General features: G+C 69.4%; 15 protein-coding genes. 7 read left to right on the top strand and 8 right to left on the bottom strand.

Annotated elements, in window-relative coordinates; translation table 11 throughout:
* Positions 1-10: 10 nt before the first annotated feature.
* Positions 11-538, bottom strand: a complete 528-nt coding sequence (locus tag LR394_RS18080) for a flavin reductase family protein (RefSeq protein WP_231443431.1) — start codon at positions 536-538, stop codon at positions 11-13.
* Between the two features lie 139 nt (positions 539-677).
* On the opposite strand from LR394_RS18080, the gene LR394_RS18075 reads away from it, so the two are divergent.
* Entirely contained in the window at positions 678-3521 is a 2844-nt protein-coding gene (locus LR394_RS18075; RefSeq protein WP_231443429.1) for a methyl-accepting chemotaxis protein, read from the top strand.
* A 23-nt stretch (positions 3522-3544) separates the two neighbouring features.
* On the opposite strand, the gene LR394_RS18070 is transcribed toward LR394_RS18075, so the two are convergent.
* The gene (locus LR394_RS18070; protein ID WP_231443427.1) at positions 3545-4252 is read right to left on the bottom strand and encodes a DNA alkylation repair protein; all 708 of its coding nucleotides are present in this window, start codon (positions 4250-4252) and stop codon (positions 3545-3547) included.
* A 22-nt stretch (positions 4253-4274) separates the two neighbouring features.
* Complete coding sequence (locus tag LR394_RS18065; protein WP_231443425.1) at positions 4275-5894, bottom strand: sensor histidine kinase; 1620 nt, start codon at positions 5892-5894, stop codon at positions 4275-4277.
* 60 nt (positions 5895-5954) lie between these two features.
* On the opposite strand from LR394_RS18065, the gene LR394_RS18060 reads away from it, so the two are divergent.
* Positions 5955-6956, top strand: coding sequence for an alpha/beta hydrolase (locus LR394_RS18060; protein WP_231443424.1), 1002 nt, complete (start codon positions 5955-5957; stop codon positions 6954-6956).
* Between the two features lie 44 nt (positions 6957-7000).
* Positions 7001-7453 (top strand): HIT family protein, encoded by a 453-nt coding sequence (locus LR394_RS18055; RefSeq protein ID WP_231443422.1) that lies wholly within the window; start codon positions 7001-7003, stop codon positions 7451-7453.
* On the opposite strand, the gene LR394_RS18050 is transcribed toward LR394_RS18055, so the two are convergent.
* Complete coding sequence (locus LR394_RS18050) at positions 7428-8282, bottom strand: deoxycytidylate deaminase (protein ID WP_231443420.1); 855 nt, start codon at positions 8280-8282, stop codon at positions 7428-7430. The two genes, LR394_RS18055 and LR394_RS18050, sit on opposite strands and share 26 nt — an antisense overlap.
* Positions 8279-8875 (bottom strand): adenylyltransferase/cytidyltransferase family protein, encoded by a 597-nt coding sequence (locus tag LR394_RS18045; RefSeq protein WP_231443419.1) that lies wholly within the window; start codon positions 8873-8875, stop codon positions 8279-8281. Before LR394_RS18045 ends, LR394_RS18050 begins: the two co-directional genes overlap by 4 nt.
* A gap of 304 nt (positions 8876-9179) precedes the next feature.
* Here LR394_RS18045 and LR394_RS18040 point away from each other — a divergent pair, with 304 nt between their 5' ends.
* Positions 9180-11258 (top strand): acyltransferase family protein, encoded by a 2079-nt coding sequence (locus LR394_RS18040; RefSeq protein WP_231443416.1) that lies wholly within the window; start codon positions 9180-9182, stop codon positions 11256-11258.
* Here the strand turns inward: LR394_RS18040 and LR394_RS18035 are convergent.
* Complete coding sequence (locus LR394_RS18035; protein ID WP_231443414.1) at positions 11255-12460, bottom strand: TolB family protein; 1206 nt, start codon at positions 12458-12460, stop codon at positions 11255-11257. The genes LR394_RS18040 and LR394_RS18035 overlap by 4 nt on opposite strands.
* Before the next feature lie 271 nt (positions 12461-12731).
* On the opposite strand from LR394_RS18035, the gene bdeA reads away from it, so the two are divergent.
* Positions 12732-13658, top strand: coding sequence for a bis(hydroxyethyl) terephthalate hydrolase (bdeA, locus tag LR394_RS18030; protein ID WP_231443412.1), 927 nt, complete (start codon positions 12732-12734; stop codon positions 13656-13658).
* An 8-nt stretch (positions 13659-13666) separates the two neighbouring features.
* Here bdeA and LR394_RS18025 read toward each other — a convergent pair whose 3' ends face one another.
* On the bottom strand, positions 13667-14215 hold the full coding sequence (locus LR394_RS18025) for a QsdR family transcriptional regulator (RefSeq protein ID WP_231443410.1): 549 nt from the start codon (positions 14213-14215) through the stop codon (positions 13667-13669).
* 252 nt (positions 14216-14467) lie between these two features.
* Between LR394_RS18025 and LR394_RS18020 the strand changes: the two genes are divergently transcribed.
* Together LR394_RS18020 and LR394_RS18015 are read left to right on the top strand one after the other, a co-directional pair.
* Positions 14468-16288, top strand: coding sequence for an elongation factor G (locus LR394_RS18020; protein WP_231443408.1), 1821 nt, complete (start codon positions 14468-14470; stop codon positions 16286-16288).
* A 159-nt stretch (positions 16289-16447) separates the two neighbouring features.
* Complete coding sequence (locus LR394_RS18015; protein ID WP_231443406.1) at positions 16448-17464, top strand: discoidin domain-containing protein; 1017 nt, start codon at positions 16448-16450, stop codon at positions 17462-17464.
* Here LR394_RS18015 and LR394_RS18010 read toward each other — a convergent pair.
* The gene (locus LR394_RS18010) at positions 17452-18315 is read right to left on the bottom strand and encodes an ATP-grasp domain-containing protein (protein ID WP_231443404.1); all 864 of its coding nucleotides are present in this window, start codon (positions 18313-18315) and stop codon (positions 17452-17454) included. The two genes, LR394_RS18015 and LR394_RS18010, sit on opposite strands and share 13 nt — an antisense overlap.
* Positions 18316-18385: the final 70 nt, after the last annotated feature.

The following is an 18385-nucleotide window of genomic DNA, read 5'->3' as shown; positions in this document are numbered from 1 at the left end:
CAGGCAGGGATCAGGCGCTGGCGGCGGACTCCAGCCCGCCGGTGCCCTCGAGCCAGTGGTAATCGCGGTTCCAGTACACGAGCGGGCCGCAGTCCGGGCCGAACTCGACCCGCGTCACCTCGACCAGCACCAGCCACGACTCGCCGGCCGGGATCACCCGCTCCGGACGTCCCCACATGACCACCGGCGCGCTCGAGAGCGTCGGCAGCCCGTCCTCGCCGTCCACCCAGCCCTGGGCCGCGCTGAACCGCTCGGCCCCACGCCGGGCGAACGCGTCCGCCACCGGCGCGTCGTCCTCACCCAGGATGCTCACGCTCAGCCGGTCGCTGGCGACCAGCACCGCCCCGGCCGAACTGGTGCGGGCCACCGAGAACGACAGCATCGGCGGGCTGGCGCTGACCGAGGCCACGCTGGAGGCGGTCAGGCCGACCGGCCCGTCCGCACTCGCGCAGGTGACCAGGCTGACGCCCGCCGCATGCCGGCGGAAACCCGCCCGGAAACGCTCGTTGAGCGAGGAAAGCGGACTTGCTGACGTCATCTACGGATCCTCTTGCATCGGGCTGGTGCGCGTTACCGGACAGAACGCTAGAACCTGAACTCAAGTTGAGGTCAAGCCGGAGTGCCCGGCATCACTCCGAGCGCTCAACCCGGCGCCCCGCCGGGTCGAGAGAACACGGGTGCGGGGTACCGAGGTTCTCGAGGTGGACGAGGGCACGCTGAACGCGGCGTGCCTCGAGACCGTCCTGTCCGGTTTTCTGGTGCTCGCGGTGGACACCGGGAGCGAGCGGATCGTCTCGGTGACCCCGCAGACGGCCGAGGCGCTCGGCGGTGATCCGCAGACGCTCGTCGGCCTGAGCGTGGAGGACCTGCTCGGCCGTCCACTGGCCGAGCTGCCCGAACCGCAGCCCCGGCCGGGCTGGGCCTCGGTCGATCATCCCCTGGCGCTGCGCACCGAGAGCACCGTACGCGCGGTCCGACTGGCCCACCGCGCCGAGGCCGGCGGGCGTACTCTGCTGTTCCTGCGCGACCTCAGCGAGACGGTCGCGGCGATGGCCGAGTGGCAGGCCGAACTGCAGGCGCTGACCGAGGACACCCTGCAGATCGAGTTCACCACCGCCGGCGAGGTGATCCAGGCCGACGCCCGCGCCCTGAGCCGGTTCGGCTACACCGAGCAGGAGCTCACCGGCCGCCCGCACCAGATGCTCTGCGCCGCCGAAGAGGCCGACAGCGTCGCCCTGCACAACATGTGGAACCACGTCAGCAACGGCAACAGCGTCAGCGGGGTGTTCCGGCGCCGCGACAGCACCGGCGCGGCGGTCTGGCTGCGCGGGCACTACGTGCCGATCCCCGGCCCGGACGGGAACATCAGCCGGATCGTGCTGATCGCCCGGGACATCGACGGCGAGATGCGCAAGCAGACCGATCTGGAGGGCCGGGTCGCCGCGATCGACCGGTCTCAGGCGGTGATCGAGTTCGCTCTCGACGGCACCGTGACCGCGGCGAACGAGAACTTCCTGGCGATCATGGACTACGACCGTTCCGAGGTGGTCGGCTTCCACCACCAGATCTTCGTCGAACCCGAGTACGCCGCCTCGGCCGCGTACCACGAGTTCTGGGAACGCCTGCGCCAGGGCGAGTTCGTCTCCGGGGAGTTCCACCGGCTGGGCCGCGACGGGCGCGACATCTGGCTGCAGGCCACCTACAACCCGGTGCTGGACCCGGACGGCCGGCCCTGGAAGGTGATCAAGTACGCCCTGGACATCACCGCCGAGAAGAACCGCACGGCCGAGTTCGAGGGCAAGGTGGCGGCGATCGACCGGTCCCAGGCGGTGATCGAGTTCGGCCTGGACGGCACGGTGCTCAACGCCAACGAGAACTTCCTGCGGACCATGGGCTACGACCTGGACGACGTGCTCGGCCAGCACCACCGGATGTTCCTGGCGCACGGCAGCGACGTCGCCGAGTACGAGGAGTTCTGGCGTCGGCTGCGCCGCGGCGAGTTCGTCACCGGTGAGTTCCGGCGTCGCTCCCGCGACGGTTCGGACGTCTGGCTGCGGGCCACCTACAACCCGCTGCTGGACCCGGACGGCCGGCCCTGGAAGGTGATCAAGTACGCCCTCGACGTCACCGAGGAGAAGATCCGCAGCGCCGACTACGCCGGGAAGATGGCCGCGATCGACCGGTCCCAGCTGATGATCGAGTTCGGCACCGACGGCGTGGTGCTGGAGGCCAACCAGAACATGCTCGACGTGCTCGGGTACACCCAGGAAGAGCTGGTCGGCCGGCACCACCGGGTGCTGGTCCGCAGCGACGAGGCGGAATCACCGGAGTACCAGCTGTTCTGGGACCGGCTGGCCCGCGGTCAGTACCACAGCGGCGAGTACCGCCGGATCACCAAGGACGGCCGCGAGGTCTGGATCCGGGCGACCTACAACCCGGTGCTGGACCCCGACGGCAACCCCTACAAGATCGTCAAGTTCGCGGTCGACGTGACCGGCGAGAAACTGGCCAGCGTGGAGCTGGCGGGCCGGCTGGAGGCGATCGACCGGGCCCAGGCGGTGGTCGAGTTCGACCTCACCGGCCGGGTGGTCGGGGCGAACGAGAACTTCCTGCAGACGATGGGTTACAGCGCCGAGGAGCTGATCGGCCAGCCGCACAGCATGCTCTGCACCCGCGAGTACGTCACTTCCCCGGTGTACCGCGACTTCTGGGCCCGGCTGCGCAGGGGCGAGCTGATCTCCGGCCGCTTCCACCGCAAGGGCAAGTTCGGCCGGGACGTGTGGATCCAGGCCAGCTACAACCCGATCCTCGACCTGGACGGCAACCCGCTGCGGGTGATCAAGTACGCCTACGACGTGAGCAGCTTCGTCAGCCTGCAGAACCGGCTGCAGGTCAAGAGCCGGGCGATGTCGGACACCGCGCAACGCCTTTCCGAGGTCACCGGTACCGTCGCCACCCGCTGCACCCGCTCGGACATGATGCTCAGCCAGGTGCACGACGAGGTGGTCAGCGGCGGCCAGGCGGCCCCGGCCGCACTGAACGCCTTCTCCCAGATCCAGCGCACCTCCAACCACGTCGGCGAGGTCTCGCAGATCCTCGCCGACCTGGCCCGCTCGTCCAACTCCACGGCCTTCACCCTGCAGGTGGAACTGGGCCGCGAGCGGGTGGACAAGGACAGCGTGGGGGTGATCGTCGAGGAGGGCCGGCGTCTGGCCGACCGGTCCAGTCAGGCCGCGATGGAGATCGCCCGCCTGGTCGAGGACATCAAACTGGAGGTCAACCAGGGCTACGACGCCACCCGGCGGGCGGAGAGCGCGTTCGGACGGGTCAGCGGCCTGGTCGAGCGCTGCCGCGAGAACGTGGCCACGGCCGCCGAACTCGTGCGCAACCAGCAGGTCCTGGTCGCCGACGAGGTCCGGCTGATCGCCGACCTGGACTACTCGGGCACCCCGGTCGTGGAGGCCGAGGACGAGGAGGGCGAGCAGCCCGAAGCACCGCCTGCCTCCGACGCCCCGCAGTAGGCAAAGGATCCGCAGGCCAGGCCCTACCTGGAAAGGTAGGCCCGGCGCTCGTCCTGCGGGTGCTTCTCCAGGGCGTAACGCAGCATGGTGCGCGGCATCTCGTGGGCGTGCGCATCCAGAAACCGGTTCAGCACGGCCCGGTCCCGCTGCCCCACCTCGCGCAGCATCCACCCGGTGGCCTTGTGCATCAGGTCCTGCCGATCATCCAGCAGCCGCCCGGCCAGGCGCAGCAGGTCGTCGAACTGCCCGGCCCGGATCAGCGCGAACGTGGCCACCACCGCGGTTCGCCGCTCCCAAAGGGACTCCGACCCGGCCAGCCGGCCCAGAAGCGTCCTCTGCTCGGGGTTCTCCAGGAGCCAGTGCCCAAGGACGTACGGCGCGACCGAGTCGACCAGGTCCCAGTTGTTGAGGCGGTCCAGGTTGCGCAGCATCACCTCGACCGCCGCCGGCCGATCCCCCCGCTGGTACAGCTCGACCAGGATGAAGCCGCCCAGCAGCCGCACCTCGTGCCAGCGATGCGCCAGCAACGCCTCCACATCGGCCAGGTCGGCCACCTTGTAGGCCTGCCGCGCCATCTTGCGCAGGGCAGGCACCCGCACCCCGACGAACTCGTCGCCCTCCCCGTACTCCCCCGGCCCGGTCTTGAAGAAGGCCGCCTTGCCCACCGCCTCCTGCGGATCCCCCGCCGCCTCGACGTCCGCCACCAGCTCGACGCTCAACTCGGTCTCCACAGCCGGCGAGGCTACTCCCCGCCTACTCCCCGCCACGGTCCTGGAACTGCCGTTTGCTGTGCACGGCGCCGTCGCGGAAGCAGACCTCGTAGCGGATCTCGCCACCGTTCTCCGGCTGCAGGTACAGGTCGGCCAGGTACATCTCGCACACCTCGCCGGACGAGCCGGTGGAGGTGAGCATGCTGGTGGCGGGCAGCAGTTCGCGGGCCCGGGCCTCGTCGTCACCCGGGCGGAACGAGGCGAACACCTTTTCCGGCACCGGCTCGGTGGCGTTGGCGGTGACCGCGGCGCCGATCCCGGCCAGGACGGAGACCACCAGCGCCACCCCCACCGTGATCAGCCCGATCCGCTGACGTCGGCTGTTGCTGCGGATGGTCTGGCGGAAGTCACCGACCGGCTGGTCAGCAGCGGACGAGGGCACCTCGGCGTCGTAGGGCAGCACGGCGCCGAGCCGGAAGCCGCCGCCGTCCACGGGACCGGACGAGAGCACCCCGCCGGCCAGGCGCACCCGCTCGGCCAGGCCGTGCAGACCCTGACCAGTGCTGGTGCCTTCGTACGGGCGGCCCGGACGGTTGCGCACCTCGACGAACAGCGCGTCGTCCTCGTAGCGGACCTCGACCCGGACGGGAGCGCCGCCGGCGTGCCGTAGCGCGTTGGTCAGGCCTTCCTGCACCACCCGGAAACCGGCGTGCTCGGCCAGCAGGTTCAGCGGCCGCGGCTCGCCCGTGCGCTCGAGTTCGACCACGGTGCCGGTGCCGCGCGCCGCGGCGACCGGTTCTTCGACGTCGTTGAGCGAGTGGCCTGCCGAAGGGCCGTCCTGGTGCAGGATCTTCAGGATCTGCCGCAGTTCGGCCATGGCCTGTGCGGAGGCCTCGCGCAGCATGCCGAGGGCTTCCTGCACCTGCGGCGGCTGGGACGGCTGGGCTTCGGCAGTGATGGCAGACGCCGGCCCGCCCGTCGGGGAGGATCCGGCACCGACAGCCTGTGGCTGGCTCAAGGACTGGGCAAGCCCACCGGTGTAGAGCGACATCAGGGTGAGCCGGTGGCCCAGCGAGTCGTGCAGTTCGGCGGCGATCCGGTTGCGCTCGCGGACCTGAGCCTGACCGGCCACCACCTGCTGCTGCTCGTGCAGTTCGAGGTTGCGCTGGTGCATGGTCATCACCAGCAGGCGGCGCTGGGCGATCATCGCGGCGACGGCGGCCGGAAACACCGAGGTGCCGCAGAACAGCATCACCCCGGCGAAGGCGCCGAAGACCACGCCTTGGTCCGAGCGCAGCGACATGCCGGTGACGCAGCCGAGCAGCACCAGGCCGAACCCGATGACGACGGGCCGGGTCTGCCGGGCGCGGTAGCCGGCCGAGGCGCTGAGCACGATCAGCACGAAGCTGGCGCCACCGGAGACCAGGCTGATCAGCGAGCCCAGGGCCAGCGCGGTCATCGGCCGGAACACCCGCAGCGGCACCACCAGCACCGTGCCCAGCACAGCCACCGCGAGCACCCCGGCCAGCGCGAGCGAGTAGTCCACCGGCGCGTACATCAGGTAGAGGATCAGCGTGGTGAAGGCGCAGAACAGGGTCAGCAGGACCTCGTAGGCCAGCCGCGGCCAGCCCGCCCGCCGCAGCAGACCCGTCAGTGTTCGCATGATTGCCTGGCCCTTTTGTCCCGGTGAGAGACTCCAGGGTACCGATGGGAAAATGGTGCGGTGACTTCTGCGATCTGGACCGGCGACGTCCTCGGTGAGGGCTACGAGCAGTGCACGATCGACCTCGGGACCGATCCGGACGGTGAGGGCGAGGTGGCCACGGTGGTGGTCCGCCGCAAACCGCGGGCCGAGGAGCAGGTGCGCGGGGCCGTCCTTTACGTGCACGGCTTCTCGGACTACTTCTTCCAGACCCAGATGGCTGATTTCTTCGCCGCCCAGGGCTTCGCCTTCTACGGCCTGGACCTGCGCAAATGTGGCCGGGCCAGGCGTCCGGGGCAGACCGCGCACTTCGCCGCCGACCTGCGCCAGTACGACGCGGACCTGGACGCGGCGCTGAGCCTGATCGAGCAGGACCAGCCCGGACGGCCGGTCACCGTGGTCGCACATTCCACCGGCGGGTTGATCGTTCCGCTCTACCTGGACCGCAAGCGCCGGGCGGGAGCAGTTCTGCCGGTGGCCGGGCTGGTACTGAACAGTCCGTGGTTCGACCTGCAGGGGAAGCCGGTGCTGCGCGGGCCGGGGACATGGATGCTGCGAGGGCTGAGCAAGACGTCGCCCTTCCGCGAGTTCAAGCTACCCCCGAGCATTTACGGAGAGACGCTGCACATCAGTGGCCGGGGCGAGTGGGACTTCGACGTGGTGCTGAAGCCGCTGAACGGTTTTCCGGTCACCGCGGGCTGGCTGAACGCGGTGCGCCGGGGTCATGCAGAACTGCACCGGGGGCTCGACATCGGCGTACCCTCACTGATTCTGCGCTCGGACAAGTCGGTCTTCACCAAGGACGACGGCGATCCCGACCGTGGCGACGGCGTGCTGGACGTACGTCAGATCGCCCGCTGGGCGGGCTGTCTGGGTGGCGAGACCACAGTGGTGCCGATTACGGACGCCCGCCACGACGTCCTCTTGTCGGTTCCGGAAGTACGCGCAAAGGCGTACGCGGTCCTGGAAGACTGGCTCGGACGTCACCAATCAGTACTGCTTGAAGACGTCGTCGCCGGCTGACGCGCTCACCTCACCAAAGATCGCCACCGGAGATCAGGAACAGCATGCTTCACGGGCTCTACTACCTGGGCAACGCGCGCACCGAAGAGCAGGCCGAGCGGATGCGGCAGTTGGAGGCGGCGGGCGTCTGCCTGTTCTGCTCGCCCACCATCGACCAGGAGCCGGCCGAGGGCCTGGTGCTGGCCACCGAGCACTGGGTGGTGCGGCACAACGGCTTTCCCTACAAGGGTGCTCGTCTGCACCTGCTGTGCGTGCCGCGCCGGCACGTCACCGATCTGGCCGACCTGCCCGACGACGCCCTCGCCGACTACTGGAAGGTGATCCGCACCGTCCGTAAGCAGTTCGATCTGACGTACTACGGGCTGGGCGTGCGCTGCGGCGACAATGCCTACACCGGTGGCACAATCGCCCACGTACACGCGCACCTGATCGCCGGCGACCCGGAATCCGAGCACCCGGTACGGCTGAAACTCAGCTCTCGCCCGGCGCCGGAGTAATGTAGATCAGCTCAACTCCGGCCTGCTGCAACACTTCACCACCGTTGAGCACCGAGTACCCACCGGCGAAGTAGCAGCGGGAGAACCGGGCCTCGGCCACCAGCCGAGCGCAGCCGGGGCACGGGAACGTGGTCACGTGCAGTTCGGCGCCGCGCAGGCTGATCCCCTCGCGGGCTGCCCGGGCCACGATCGCTGCCTCGGCGTGAATCGCCGTGGTGCGCTCCATCTCGACGCCGCGCTTGAAGTCGTTGCGCGGATCGCCGTCCAGGTAGGGCGAGTACTCGTTGGGCAGGTGCCGGTTGTGCTCGACCAGCAGCACCTCACCGTCCCGCACCGCCACCGCGCCCACCTGCCGCCACCAGTCCGAGCTACGCCCGGCCGCTGCGGCCGCCAGCGACTGCATCGAGCGGGCGTACTCGTCGGCAGTCACCGTGCCGTCCCAGTCGGGCAGGAAACCGGCCCGGCTCCATACCTTGTCCCAGCGCAGGAAGGTCGGGATCAGCTCCACCTCGGCGCGCTGGGCCAGGTCGTGCTCGGCGATCAGGGTGCGGATCAGATCCTCGTCCGGCGCCTTGAGCACCGGCCCGGTGACGGCGCTGGGCAGATCATCGATCTCCAGCACCCGGCCGCGCTCGATCAGCCCGAGGGTGAGCAGCCAGCCGAGCAGCTTCTCCGGGTCCAGCGCCCGGATCTCCTTGCGCACCACCGCGTGCTCGGCCGCGAAACTGCGCCCGATCAGCAGCAGTTCGTCCTCCGGGCCGCAGTGCTCGGCCAGGAACCGCTCGTACCCGGCGTGCAGCACCGGCACGAAGGCCAGCAGCTGCGTCATCGCTCGCCGGCGATCTCTTTGACGATGTTGTTGATGAACGTGGGCAGCCGCTCGGCCACCACGTTGGCGATCTCGAAGTAGGTCTTGCGCAGCCGGGCCGAGGTGCTCACGGTGGCCATCCGGGGCAGCACCTCCACCTTGCCGCAGCAGGTGCGCTCCAGCTCGGCGATCGCCTCGGCCGAGTACGTCTCCTCGGTGGCGATCAGCACGTCGGGCCGCACCGCGTGGATCAGCGCCCAGCGCTCGTGCTCGGGGTACTTCAGCGTGACGATGCCGACGCCGCGCTGGTGGGTGACCATCCGCAGGCGCTCCAGCTCGGGCACGGCCGGCCGGGCCGGGCCCTTGCGCTCGCGCACCTTGCTGTCGCTGTCCACCCCGACCACCAGGAAGTCGCCCTTGGACCGGGCCTCCTCCAGGTACATCGAGTGGCCCTCGTGGATCACGTCGAACGATCCGCTGGTCAGCACGATCCGCAGGCCCTGGGCCCGCACCGCCTCGACGACCTGCTTGACCTCCCCGAGCTCCTTCACGTACCGGTGCTCGAAGTTGGAGCGGTCTTCCTTCAGGAGCGTGACCAGTCCGTCGATGTCCACCGTGGGGCTCCTGATGTGTTCTGCCGTTCGCACGCATTCTTTGCGACCAAGGAGCTTACCAAGCGTTACGCCCTGCTCGGACGCCTGCGTAATTCATCCCTTCTTGTCACGATTCACACTGATCGTCGAGCCTCGCCTGATTCTCCAAAATCCATGCAGCGTTCAGCCTTTGTTCAAGCGACCGGCCGGCGACAGTCCCTAGGGGCACAAGCTGCCCGATTCCCCGGATTGCGAGGAGCGTCCACTGATAGGAAGGTGGCCAGGACGGCACTTTCCGGACAGCATCCTCCTAACCCCAGAGGTCATGAAACGGGCACCCCGCGACGAACCCCCTGAGACACCACAGTCTCCTGACCGGACGCAGACGGCGCACGCGGCGTCGTTCCGGGGAGACATCCAGGGCCTGCGCGCGGTCGCCGTCCTCGTCGTTCTGCTCTACCACACCGAACTCGGCCCCAGCGGCGGCTTTCTCGGCGTGGACGTCTTCTTCGTCCTGTCCGGATTCCTGATCACCGGTCTGCTGATCCGCGAGCACGAGAAGACCGGCCGGATCTCGCTGCCGCGGTTCTGGGCCCGCCGGGCCCGCCGCCTGATCCCGGCCAGCGCCCTGGTGCTGCTGGTGACCTGCCTGGCCGCGCGCTGGTACCTGCCGGCCTCACAGTGGCCGAGCATCGGGGGCGACGCGATCGCCGCGGCCGGCTACTTCGTCAACTGGCGCCTGGCCGCCGAGTCGGTCGACTACCTGGCCGAGGGTTCGCTGGCCAGCCCGCTGCAGCACTTCTGGTCGCTGGCCATCGAGGAGCAGTTCTACGTCGTCTGGCCGCTGCTGATCAGCGCGCTGCTGCTGGCCCGCAGCCGTAAGGTCGCGGTCGGCGGGATCGCCGTGGTCGCCGCCGCCTCGCTGACCCTGGCGCTGACCACCTACAGCCCGCAGACCTACTTCACCACGCACACCCGGATCTGGGAACTGGCCGCCGGGGCCCTGTGCGCGATGGCCTTCGCCCGCCGCCCGCTGCCGCAGGACGTGAGCAAATCCCAGGCCGCTCTCAACGCCGGGCTGGGCTGGGCCGGGCTGGCGGCGATCGGGGCCGCGTTGTTCGTGGTCAGACCCACCACCATGTGGCCGGGCCCGCTGACCGTGCTGGTGGTGGCCGGGACCATGCTGATCCTGCGCTACGGCGAGGCGGCCTACGGGGTGCGGACCGTCCTGGCCCGCAAGCCGATGACCTGGATCGGCGACATCTCGTACTCGCTCTACCTCTGGCACTGGCCGCTGGTGGTGATCTTCAAGGTCGACGGTGAGCTCACGGTGCCGGAGGGCCTGATCGTCGCCGGGGTCAGCATCGTGCTCGCGGCGCTGACCTACTACCTCGTCGAGCAGCCCGCCCGGAAGGCCCGGTTCTGGGCGCCCTCCAGCCTGGGCATCGCCGGTGGTCTGACCCTGGCCCTGATCGCGGCCGGTTCGGGCACCGCACTGGCCAACTCCAAGTCCGTCGAGGCACCGGAGCGGCCGCTGGGCGCCACCGCCGCCGTTCCCGAGCAGGAGACCGCCACCGCCCTGGCGCCCCCGCCCGAGGAGGCCAAGGAGGACAACGGCGACATCTACAAGCGCGACTGCGTCTCCAGCTACGAGTCCACCGCGCTGCGCCCCTGCGAGTTCGACTACAGCCGGGGCGCGGACGCGCCGGTGGTCTACGCGGTCGGCGACTCCAAGCTCGGCCAGTGGGTGCCGACTCTGCAGGAACTCGGCCGCAAGTACGGCTGGAAGCTGGTCTCGATCACCAAGTCCGGCTGCCCGTTCTCCGACCTGCGCCGGATGCGCGGCAACCCGGCCACCGAGTACACCTCCTGCACCGAGTGGAACCAGCAGCTCCTCCAGGCCGTCGAGACCGCCCGTCCCGACCTGGTGATCACCTCGCAGTTCCAGTTCTACCAGGCCAGCAAGGACGGGCAGGAGCTGACCGACCCGGAGGAGAACCGCCAGGAGATGATCCGCGGCCTGGCCCAGCGGCTGGAGCTGCTCAAGAGCCTGGACATCCCGGCGGTGACGATCTACGAGACCCCGCGGATGAAGGAGGACATCGCCGACTGCGTGAGCATGCACCTGGACGACCTCAGCGCCTGCGCCCGGCCCCGCGACTCGGGTCTGAAGGGCCTGGTGGTCGGCGAGGCCTCGGAGCAGACCGACACCCCCGTCGTGGACCTGACCGAGAAGGTCTGCGCCGCCGACCTGTGCAACCCGGTGATCGGTGACGTGCTGGTCTACCGCGACGACCACCACCTCACCGCCACCTTCGCCCGCTCCCTCACCCCATTCTTCGACGAAAAGCTCACCCAGGCACTCGATCCCGATCTGGTGTTCAAAGTCCTGACGAGGGATTAGCAGCTGCCGCCCGCGTCCCGGGTGCTGACCAGGTGCGTCTTCTTGGCCTTCACGTCGCGCAGGTAGATGTTGCCGTTCCATTCCGGCGCGGTCTCGCTCGGATCCAGGTCGCGGGCCTGGCTGTAGAACACCGCGTAGCGGCCGTTCGGAGTCATCGCGCCCGGCCAGCCGGGATTGACCGGGTCCGAGCTGCCGTTGCGGCGCACGTCCAGGCGCACCTGCCGTTCGGTGCGCAGGTCGCGCAGATACACGCCGTTACCCGAAAGCAGCATGGCCTTGCGGGCCTTGAAGCCCAGGTCGGCCACTCCCATGTCCGCCGAGGCCAGCTTCACCTTGCCGGTGCGGCGGTCGTACACCCACGAGCCCTCGCCGTCGCCGTAGGAGATGTACCGGCCGTCCGGGCTGATGTCCTGACCAGAACGTTCAAGTGAGGACGCCTGCCCGTTGCGGTCGGGGATCAAACTGGTGACGCCGGTGCGCAGGTCGCGCAGATAGATCGCACCTTTGTTGTCGGCTCCGGGAGAATCCTCGGTGAGATTCGTGGCGTAGGAACGGAACACGACCCATCGGCCGTTCCCGCTGATCTCCGGCTCGGCGGCCCAGGCATCGGCCGGTTCGCCCTCGGTGCTCACGCTGACCGGCCACTCGAGGTCGGCGTCCACGTCACGGGCGAAGACCAGCGGCCGGTTGGTCGATTCGCCGAGCAGCCGGGTGAAGGTCAGCCGGGATCCGTCCTTGTCCAGAGCCGGCACATCTTGGGTGAACGAGATTCCTTCGAAACTGTGCTCTTTGGTGTCGCGGTCGTACACCCAGATCTCGGCCTCGTTGCCGTGGGCCAGCGGATCCCGGCTGAGGTAGCTGATCCGGTTGCCGTCGGCGCTGATGCTGGGCAGGAAGTTGAACAGATGAATGTCCGGGTCGCTGACCACGGTGGTGCGACCCCGCTTCAGGTCGCGCAGGAAGATGACCCGTTCTCCGAGTTCCCCGTCGCCGAAGCCGACGAAGACCACGAACCGGCCGTTGGCGCTGACCTGCGGGGTCTGGTTGTGCGAGGTGCCCAGCCAGTCCGGCGGGCACACCCCGGAAGCCCGGGCGGGCGCTGAGGCGGCGGAGGCACTGGCGGGGATCCCGAGGATTCCCAGGCTCAGGCCGGTGAGCAGAGCCAGCATCGGAATGATGCGGATCGGATTTCGAACGGACATGATGACCTCCTGACGTCCGTGCCGATATGGGGCTCATCGCCACCGCGCGCCAGGCGTTACCGGTTCTTCACCCCTCCGCCGAAACCACCCTGCTGAACCCCCTGCCGCAAGCCCCGGCTGAACCCCCGTTCGAAACCCCGCCCGGATCCGGGGTGCTCGGGACCGAAATGCCCGGACCTGCGTCTCACGTTGTCCGGCCCCCATTGAACCGAAGCGCCCTCTTGGTGAGGATCACTGCGTCCCGATCGTTTTCGCCGAAAGGAAGCGGACTGTGAAAACGCAGCCGTCCGGATCGAAGAGCCCGACCGCCCTGCTTCGGCGGCCCCGGACCCTGATCGCCGCCATGGCGACAGCCACCCTGGTGTCAGCCGGCTTCCTGCTCGGCCCGAGCGCCCACGCCGAGGAACCGGCCTCCGGCTACCAGCGCGGCCCGGCCCCGACCACATCCTCGATCGAGTCCTCGCGGGGACCGTTCAGCACCTCGCAGGTGTCGATCTCCGGCCTCAGCGCCAACGGTTTCGGCGGCGCCGACGTCTACTACCCGACCGATACGTCGCAGGGCACCTTCGGTGCAGTGGCGATCTCCCCCGGGTACACCGCGCGCAAGTCCAGCATGGCCTGGCTGGCCTCCCGGCTGGCCTCGCAGGGCTTCGTGGTGATCAACATCGACACGAACACCACCAGCGACCAGCCCGCCAGCCGCGGGCGTCAGTTGCTGGCCGCCCTGGACCAGGTCACCAAGGACAGCCGGGTGGCCAACCGGATCGACCCGACCCGTCTGGCCGTGGTCGGCCACTCGATGGGTGGCGGGGGCGCTCTGGAAGCCTCCCGCAGCCGTCCCTCGTTGCAGGCGGCCATCCCGCTGACACCCTGGAACACCACCAAGTCGTTCTCCGGCAACCAGGTGCCCACCCTGGTGGTCGGCGCCGAGCGCGACACCGTGGCCTCGGTCCGCTCGCACGCCGAGCCGTTCTACCGGAGCCTGCCAAGCGCCCCGGGCAAGGCCTACCTGGAGCTGGCCGGCGCCTCGCACTTCGCGCCGAACACCTCCAACACCACGATCGCCAAGCACAGCATCGCCTGGCTGAAGTTGTTCGTGGACAACGACGAGCGGTACCGCCAGTTCGTCTGCCCCGGCCCGACCTCGGACCGCGCCGTCTCCGACTACCAGAACACCTGCTCGAGCTTTACCCCCTAGGTCCTGTCCTAATCGAGGAGAGCTCGCAGCGCAGGCTCGGCGTCGGTCAGCTTCAGCGGACCGGCGCCGAGCAGTTCTGCAAAGATCACCGACTCCACGATGCGCACGTAGAGAAAGGCCCGGCGCTCCAGGTCCTCGCCCTTCAGCCCGGCCTCGCGAAAGACCTGGGCCTGCTCCGTCACCGACGTGCGCTGCGTCTCGCCGGCGGTGGTGAACAGCACCCGGCTGGCGATCTGCGGATCCGCGGCCATGAAAGTGCGCAGCTGATGGGCAGCGTCGAGCAGGCCGATGTAGGCCCGGGTGAGCGCCAGCACGTCCGCCGGCCCGGTGATCGGGCCGACCCGGGCCCGGGCACTGGCGAACAGGCGCCGGCTGATCATCCCGAACACCTCGCCCAGCAGCTTGTCGCGGCTGCCCACGGCCCGGTACAGGGTGGCCCGGCTGACCGCGAGCTCCCCGGCCAGCAGGTCCATGTCGAGGGTGGAGTGCCGGCCGAAGTGCAGCGCCGCGCCGCGCAGCACCACCTCGGGCGCCAGGACCGTGCGGCTGGTGAACAAGACCCCTCCTACCTAGAAGAGGTAACTCTCACATCCCGCCCGCACCAGGGCAACCCTCCCCCATCGGCACCGTATGGCCTTCTAAGCAGGGGTTTTCACTTACCTTGAGGTGCCGATGACACAGTCCGCGAAATTCGGTTGCGCCGGGTCACCAGCCCTGAGGATGCTGGAACCTCGCCGATCGAGGAGAAATGACCATGCGAGCAGCTACCACGCCCCGACCCGTCACCGGTTCGACCGTGGAGATGCTGCATGCCCTCGCCCACCCACTCGCTCACCCTGGGCATCGTCGCCCATGTTGACGCCGGCAAGACCAGCCTGACCGAACGGCTGCTGTTCACCACCGGAGCCGCCACCACGCTCGGCAGCGTGGACGCCGGCACCACCCGCACCGACTCGATGGATCTGGAACGCCGTCGCGGCATCACGATCCGGGCCTCGGTCGCCGCCTTCACCCTGGGCACCACCACCGTCACGATCGTCGACACCCCGGGCCATCCGGACTTCATCGCCGAGGTGGAGCGTTCCATCGGGGTTCTCGACGCGGCCGTGCTGGTGGTCTCCGCGGTCGAGGGGGTCCAGTCGCAGACCGTCCAGATCTGGCGCGCGCTCAGCCGGGCCCGCATCCCCACCCTGGTCTTCGTCAACAAGACCGACCGCGCCGGAGCCGACACCACCCGCGTCCTCAGGCAGTTGCGCGACCATCTCACCGACGCCCTGGTGCTGCCCTCGAAAAGCCAGATGCAGCCGCTGATCGCCCGCGCCGAGGCACTGCCCGTGCTGTTCGGCTCAGCCCTGACCGGCGCCGGCGTGAAAACCTTGCTCAAGGCACTGGCTCAGCTGCCGCCCGCCGCGCAGGACGATCAAGGGGACGCTTCGGCAACGGTTTTCGCGATCGACCGCGACGAGCAGGGCCACCGACGGACGTGGCTGCGGCTGTGGCGCGGATGCGTCGCCTACCGCTCACGGCTGGCTCTGGACAACCGCAAACCCCAAGTGGTGACGTCGGTCTGGCTCAGTTCCGGCGACGGGCTGCGCCCGGCCCAGCAGATCCGCGCCGGCCAGGTGGGGGCCGTGATCGGGCTGGCCGACTCCCGGATCGGCGACCAGGTGGGTGCCGGTTCACCCCGCCCGCCGCAACACTTTCCTCCGGCAACCGTGCGCGCGCTGGTGCAGCCGGTCCAGGCCTCGCAGCGCACCCGGGCGTTCCAGGCACTGCAGGAGATGGCCGAGGAAGACCCGCTGATCAACCTGGAACTCAGCGACGCCGACCAGGAGGCGGCGGTGAGCCTGTACGGCGAGGTGCAGCAGGAGGTGATCGCCGCCGTCCTGGCCGAGCGCTTCGGCGTGCAGGTGCGCTTCGCCGAACAGTCGGTCCTCTACATCGAACGCGTGCTCGGGACCGGCGAGGCCTCGGAAGAGATCCGAGTGAACGACAACCCGTACCTGGCCGGGATCGGGCTGCGGGTGGAGCCCGGCACCGGCTTCGCCTTCTCCCCCGGCATCGAACGCGGCCGTCTGCCGACCGCATTCATCGCCGCGACCGAGGAGGGAGTACGTAAAGCCCTGCTCGCCGGCCGGTTCGGCTGGGAAGTGCAGAACTGCCGGGTCATCATGACGAGCTCGGCCTACTGTCCACGCCAGAGCAAGGTGCACCAGAAGTTCAACAAGGCCATCTCCACCGTGGCCAACGACTTCCGGCATCTGGCCCCCAGCGTCCTGCACACCGCGCTGGCCCGGGCCGGCACCCAGGTCTGCCACCCGGTAGACCGCTTCGAGCTAGAGGTCCCCGAATCCGCCCTACCCCCGATCCTGACCATCCTGGGAAGGCTAGGCGCCCAGGTAGACGGCTCCACCCAGGCCGGGCGGGCCGTCGTGCTCCAGGGCAGCGTCCAGTCCGCCCGGGTGCAGAAGCTCAGCCGCGCTCTGCCCGACCTCACCTCCGGCCACGGCATCCTGACCGCCCGCTTCGACCGCTACGACCCCGACCACACCCCGCAGCCGCCCGTCCGCACCCGGCGCGGCCCCGATCCGGCCGACCGCCTCACCTGGTTCCGTGCCCACCCTCGTTGACGATCTCTTATCACTACAGCCCGAAACGTCGCCGTCACTGTGGGAATTGGCGTGCCTCACTTGAGGCCGGAAGTCCGCACGAGCACAGCCGGGCCTGTCAGAATGTCTCGGCGCGTGACGATTTGCCGGGTCACGCCTGACGTCCTGGGAGCAGAACGCGTGAACGGCAGCAACCCGACGCCGCAGTGGCACACCGAAGAGTTCGAGCTGGACGAGCCACAGGACGTGGTCTCGCCGGATCGCAGCCCGGCGATGCGTCGGCGCGCCCTGGACGACGAACCGCGCTCCGGCCTGTTCGGCCTCCGGCGCACGATCTGGGCGATCGTGGCCGTGATCGCGGTGATGGCCGGTGGCGTGATGGCCGTGCAGTGGGTCACCCGCTCGGCCGAGACGGCGCAGGAGTCGTCGCTGTCCGGCCTCGACATCGTGGTGCCCGACTCAGACGACTCGAACAATCCCGGTGAGCCCAGCCCGTCCGAGTCCGCCGAGCCCACCGCCACGAAGTCGCCCAAGGCCACGGCCACACCCTCCGCCTCCGCGTCGGCGTCGAACCCGGCCACCGAGCAGGAAGGCGCCCCGTCCGGCGGCCAGCAGCCTTCGAACCCGCAGCAGACCACGCAGGGGCCCGGCTCCGGCAACGCGGGCGGGCAGCCCCAGACCGACCCCACCAACGACGACGAGGGAGATTCCGGTCCGGCGCCGGAGGACGAGCCCGAGGAGGAGGCCCCGGTCGAGGAGGACGAGCCGGACGTGGCCGACCCGGGGGTGAACCTGGCCGCCGGTGCCTCGGTGGAGGCCAGCAGCCAGGCCTGGGGCGGACTGTCGATAGGCAACATCCTCGACGGTGTCCTGGGCAGCTACTGGGAGGCCGGTCCCGGCTTCCCGCAGACCGTCACCGTCGACCTCGGCCGGGTGACCACTGTCGGCCGGGTGGCGCTGTCGCTGCCCGCGAGCTGGCACGGGCGCACGCAGACCATCACCATCCTGGGCAGCGTCGACGGCAGCTCCTACAGCACCCTCAAGGGCTCAGCCGCATACCAGTTCCGCAGCAGCACGGACAACCAGGCCTCGGCCAGCTTCTCCCAGACCCCGGTACGTTACGTGCAGCTGCGGTTCACCGGGGCCAACGGCTGGACTGCGGCCCAGCTCGGCGGTCTGTCGCTTCACTCCTCGTAGCTGCGGGTCAGCGCGGCCACGAAAAGCTCCAGCGAGGACGCGTGCGGCAGGAACAGCGAGGGCTCGACCAGCTCCAGTTCCATGACCACCGACCGGCCCTGGTCGTCGCGTACCAGGTCGACCCGGGCATACACCGGCACCCCGAAACGCGCTGCCACCTGATCGACGGCCCGCTGCGCCACGGCCAGCTGCTCGGCATCGGCCTGGTGCGGCACGATGGTGGTCGGCGCGATCAGGGTCTGGATCACGCTGGCGCGCGGCAGTGAGACCCGCTTGCCGGCGGCATGGCTGTACGCACCGCCGAAGAACACCAGCGCCCACTCGCCCTCGGCCGCCACCGACTTCAGCAGGGGCTGCACCAGCACGCTCGTGTCCAGATCGTGCAGCTTGCGCACGTGGGCGGTCGCCAGCTCGTGCTCGTCCGGCCCGTAGGACGCGGCGTCCCGGCTGCCGGCCCCGATCGCCGGTTTGACCACGAACTCGCCCTCGGGGAACACCGCTGTCTGCCCCGGCTCGGCGAACCCGGTGGGCGTCACCGGAACTCCGTTCTGTTCCAGCTCGGCCAGGTAGTGCTTGTCCAGGCTCCAGCGCACCATCGGCAGCGGGTTGCGCAGGTCGGTCAGCTGCGAAACCCGTTCCAGCCAGGCTCGGAAATCCTCCAGCCGGCGCGCGTAGTCCCAGGTCGAGCGCAGCACCGCGCGCTGGTAGCGGTCCCACTGCACCTGCGGGTCGTCCCACGACACAACCTCGACGTCCACCCCCGCCGAGCGCAGCGCCGCCAGGGCCGGCTCCTCGTCCTCGTCGTACCCCCGCGCGTCCAGCGCCGAGACCCAGGCCAGCCGTTCGATCATCTCTCCCCCTCGTTCACGAGCCGAAGTCCCAACCTCTAGCAGCCGGCGCCGAAGATCCGGGACTACTGGT

Origin of the sequence: Kineosporia babensis, from assembly GCF_021129305.1 — a bacterium.
Classification (GTDB): domain Bacteria; phylum Actinomycetota; class Actinomycetes; order Actinomycetales; family Kineosporiaceae; genus Kineosporia; species Kineosporia babensis.
Note: the sequence above shows the minus strand (reverse complement) of the source record. Positions and strands in the feature narration are given on the sequence as shown.

Bases quoted from the DNA above. Each gene is read 5' to 3' on its own strand.
- LR394_RS18080 (WP_231443431.1), bottom strand. From the start codon at position 538: ATGACGTCAGCAAGTCCGCTTTCCTCGCTCAACGAGCGTTTCCGGGCG.
- LR394_RS18050 (WP_231443420.1), bottom strand. From the start codon at position 8,282: ATGACGCAGCTGCTGGCCTTCGTGCCGGTGCTGCACGCCGGGTACGAG.
- LR394_RS18065 (WP_231443425.1), bottom strand. From the start codon at position 5,894: ATGCGAACACTGACGGGTCTGCTGCGGCGGGCGGGCTGGCCGCGGCTG.
- LR394_RS18035 (WP_231443414.1), bottom strand. From the start codon at position 12,460: ATGTCCGTTCGAAATCCGATCCGCATCATTCCGATGCTGGCTCTGCTC.
- LR394_RS18055 (WP_231443422.1), top strand. From the start codon at position 7,001: ATGCTTCACGGGCTCTACTACCTGGGCAACGCGCGCACCGAAGAGCAG.
- LR394_RS18020 (WP_231443408.1), top strand. From the start codon at position 14,468: ATGCCCTCGCCCACCCACTCGCTCACCCTGGGCATCGTCGCCCATGTT.
- LR394_RS18040 (WP_231443416.1), top strand. From the start codon at position 9,180: ATGAAACGGGCACCCCGCGACGAACCCCCTGAGACACCACAGTCTCCT.
- LR394_RS18010 (WP_231443404.1), bottom strand. From the start codon at position 18,315: ATGATCGAACGGCTGGCCTGGGTCTCGGCGCTGGACGCGCGGGGGTAC.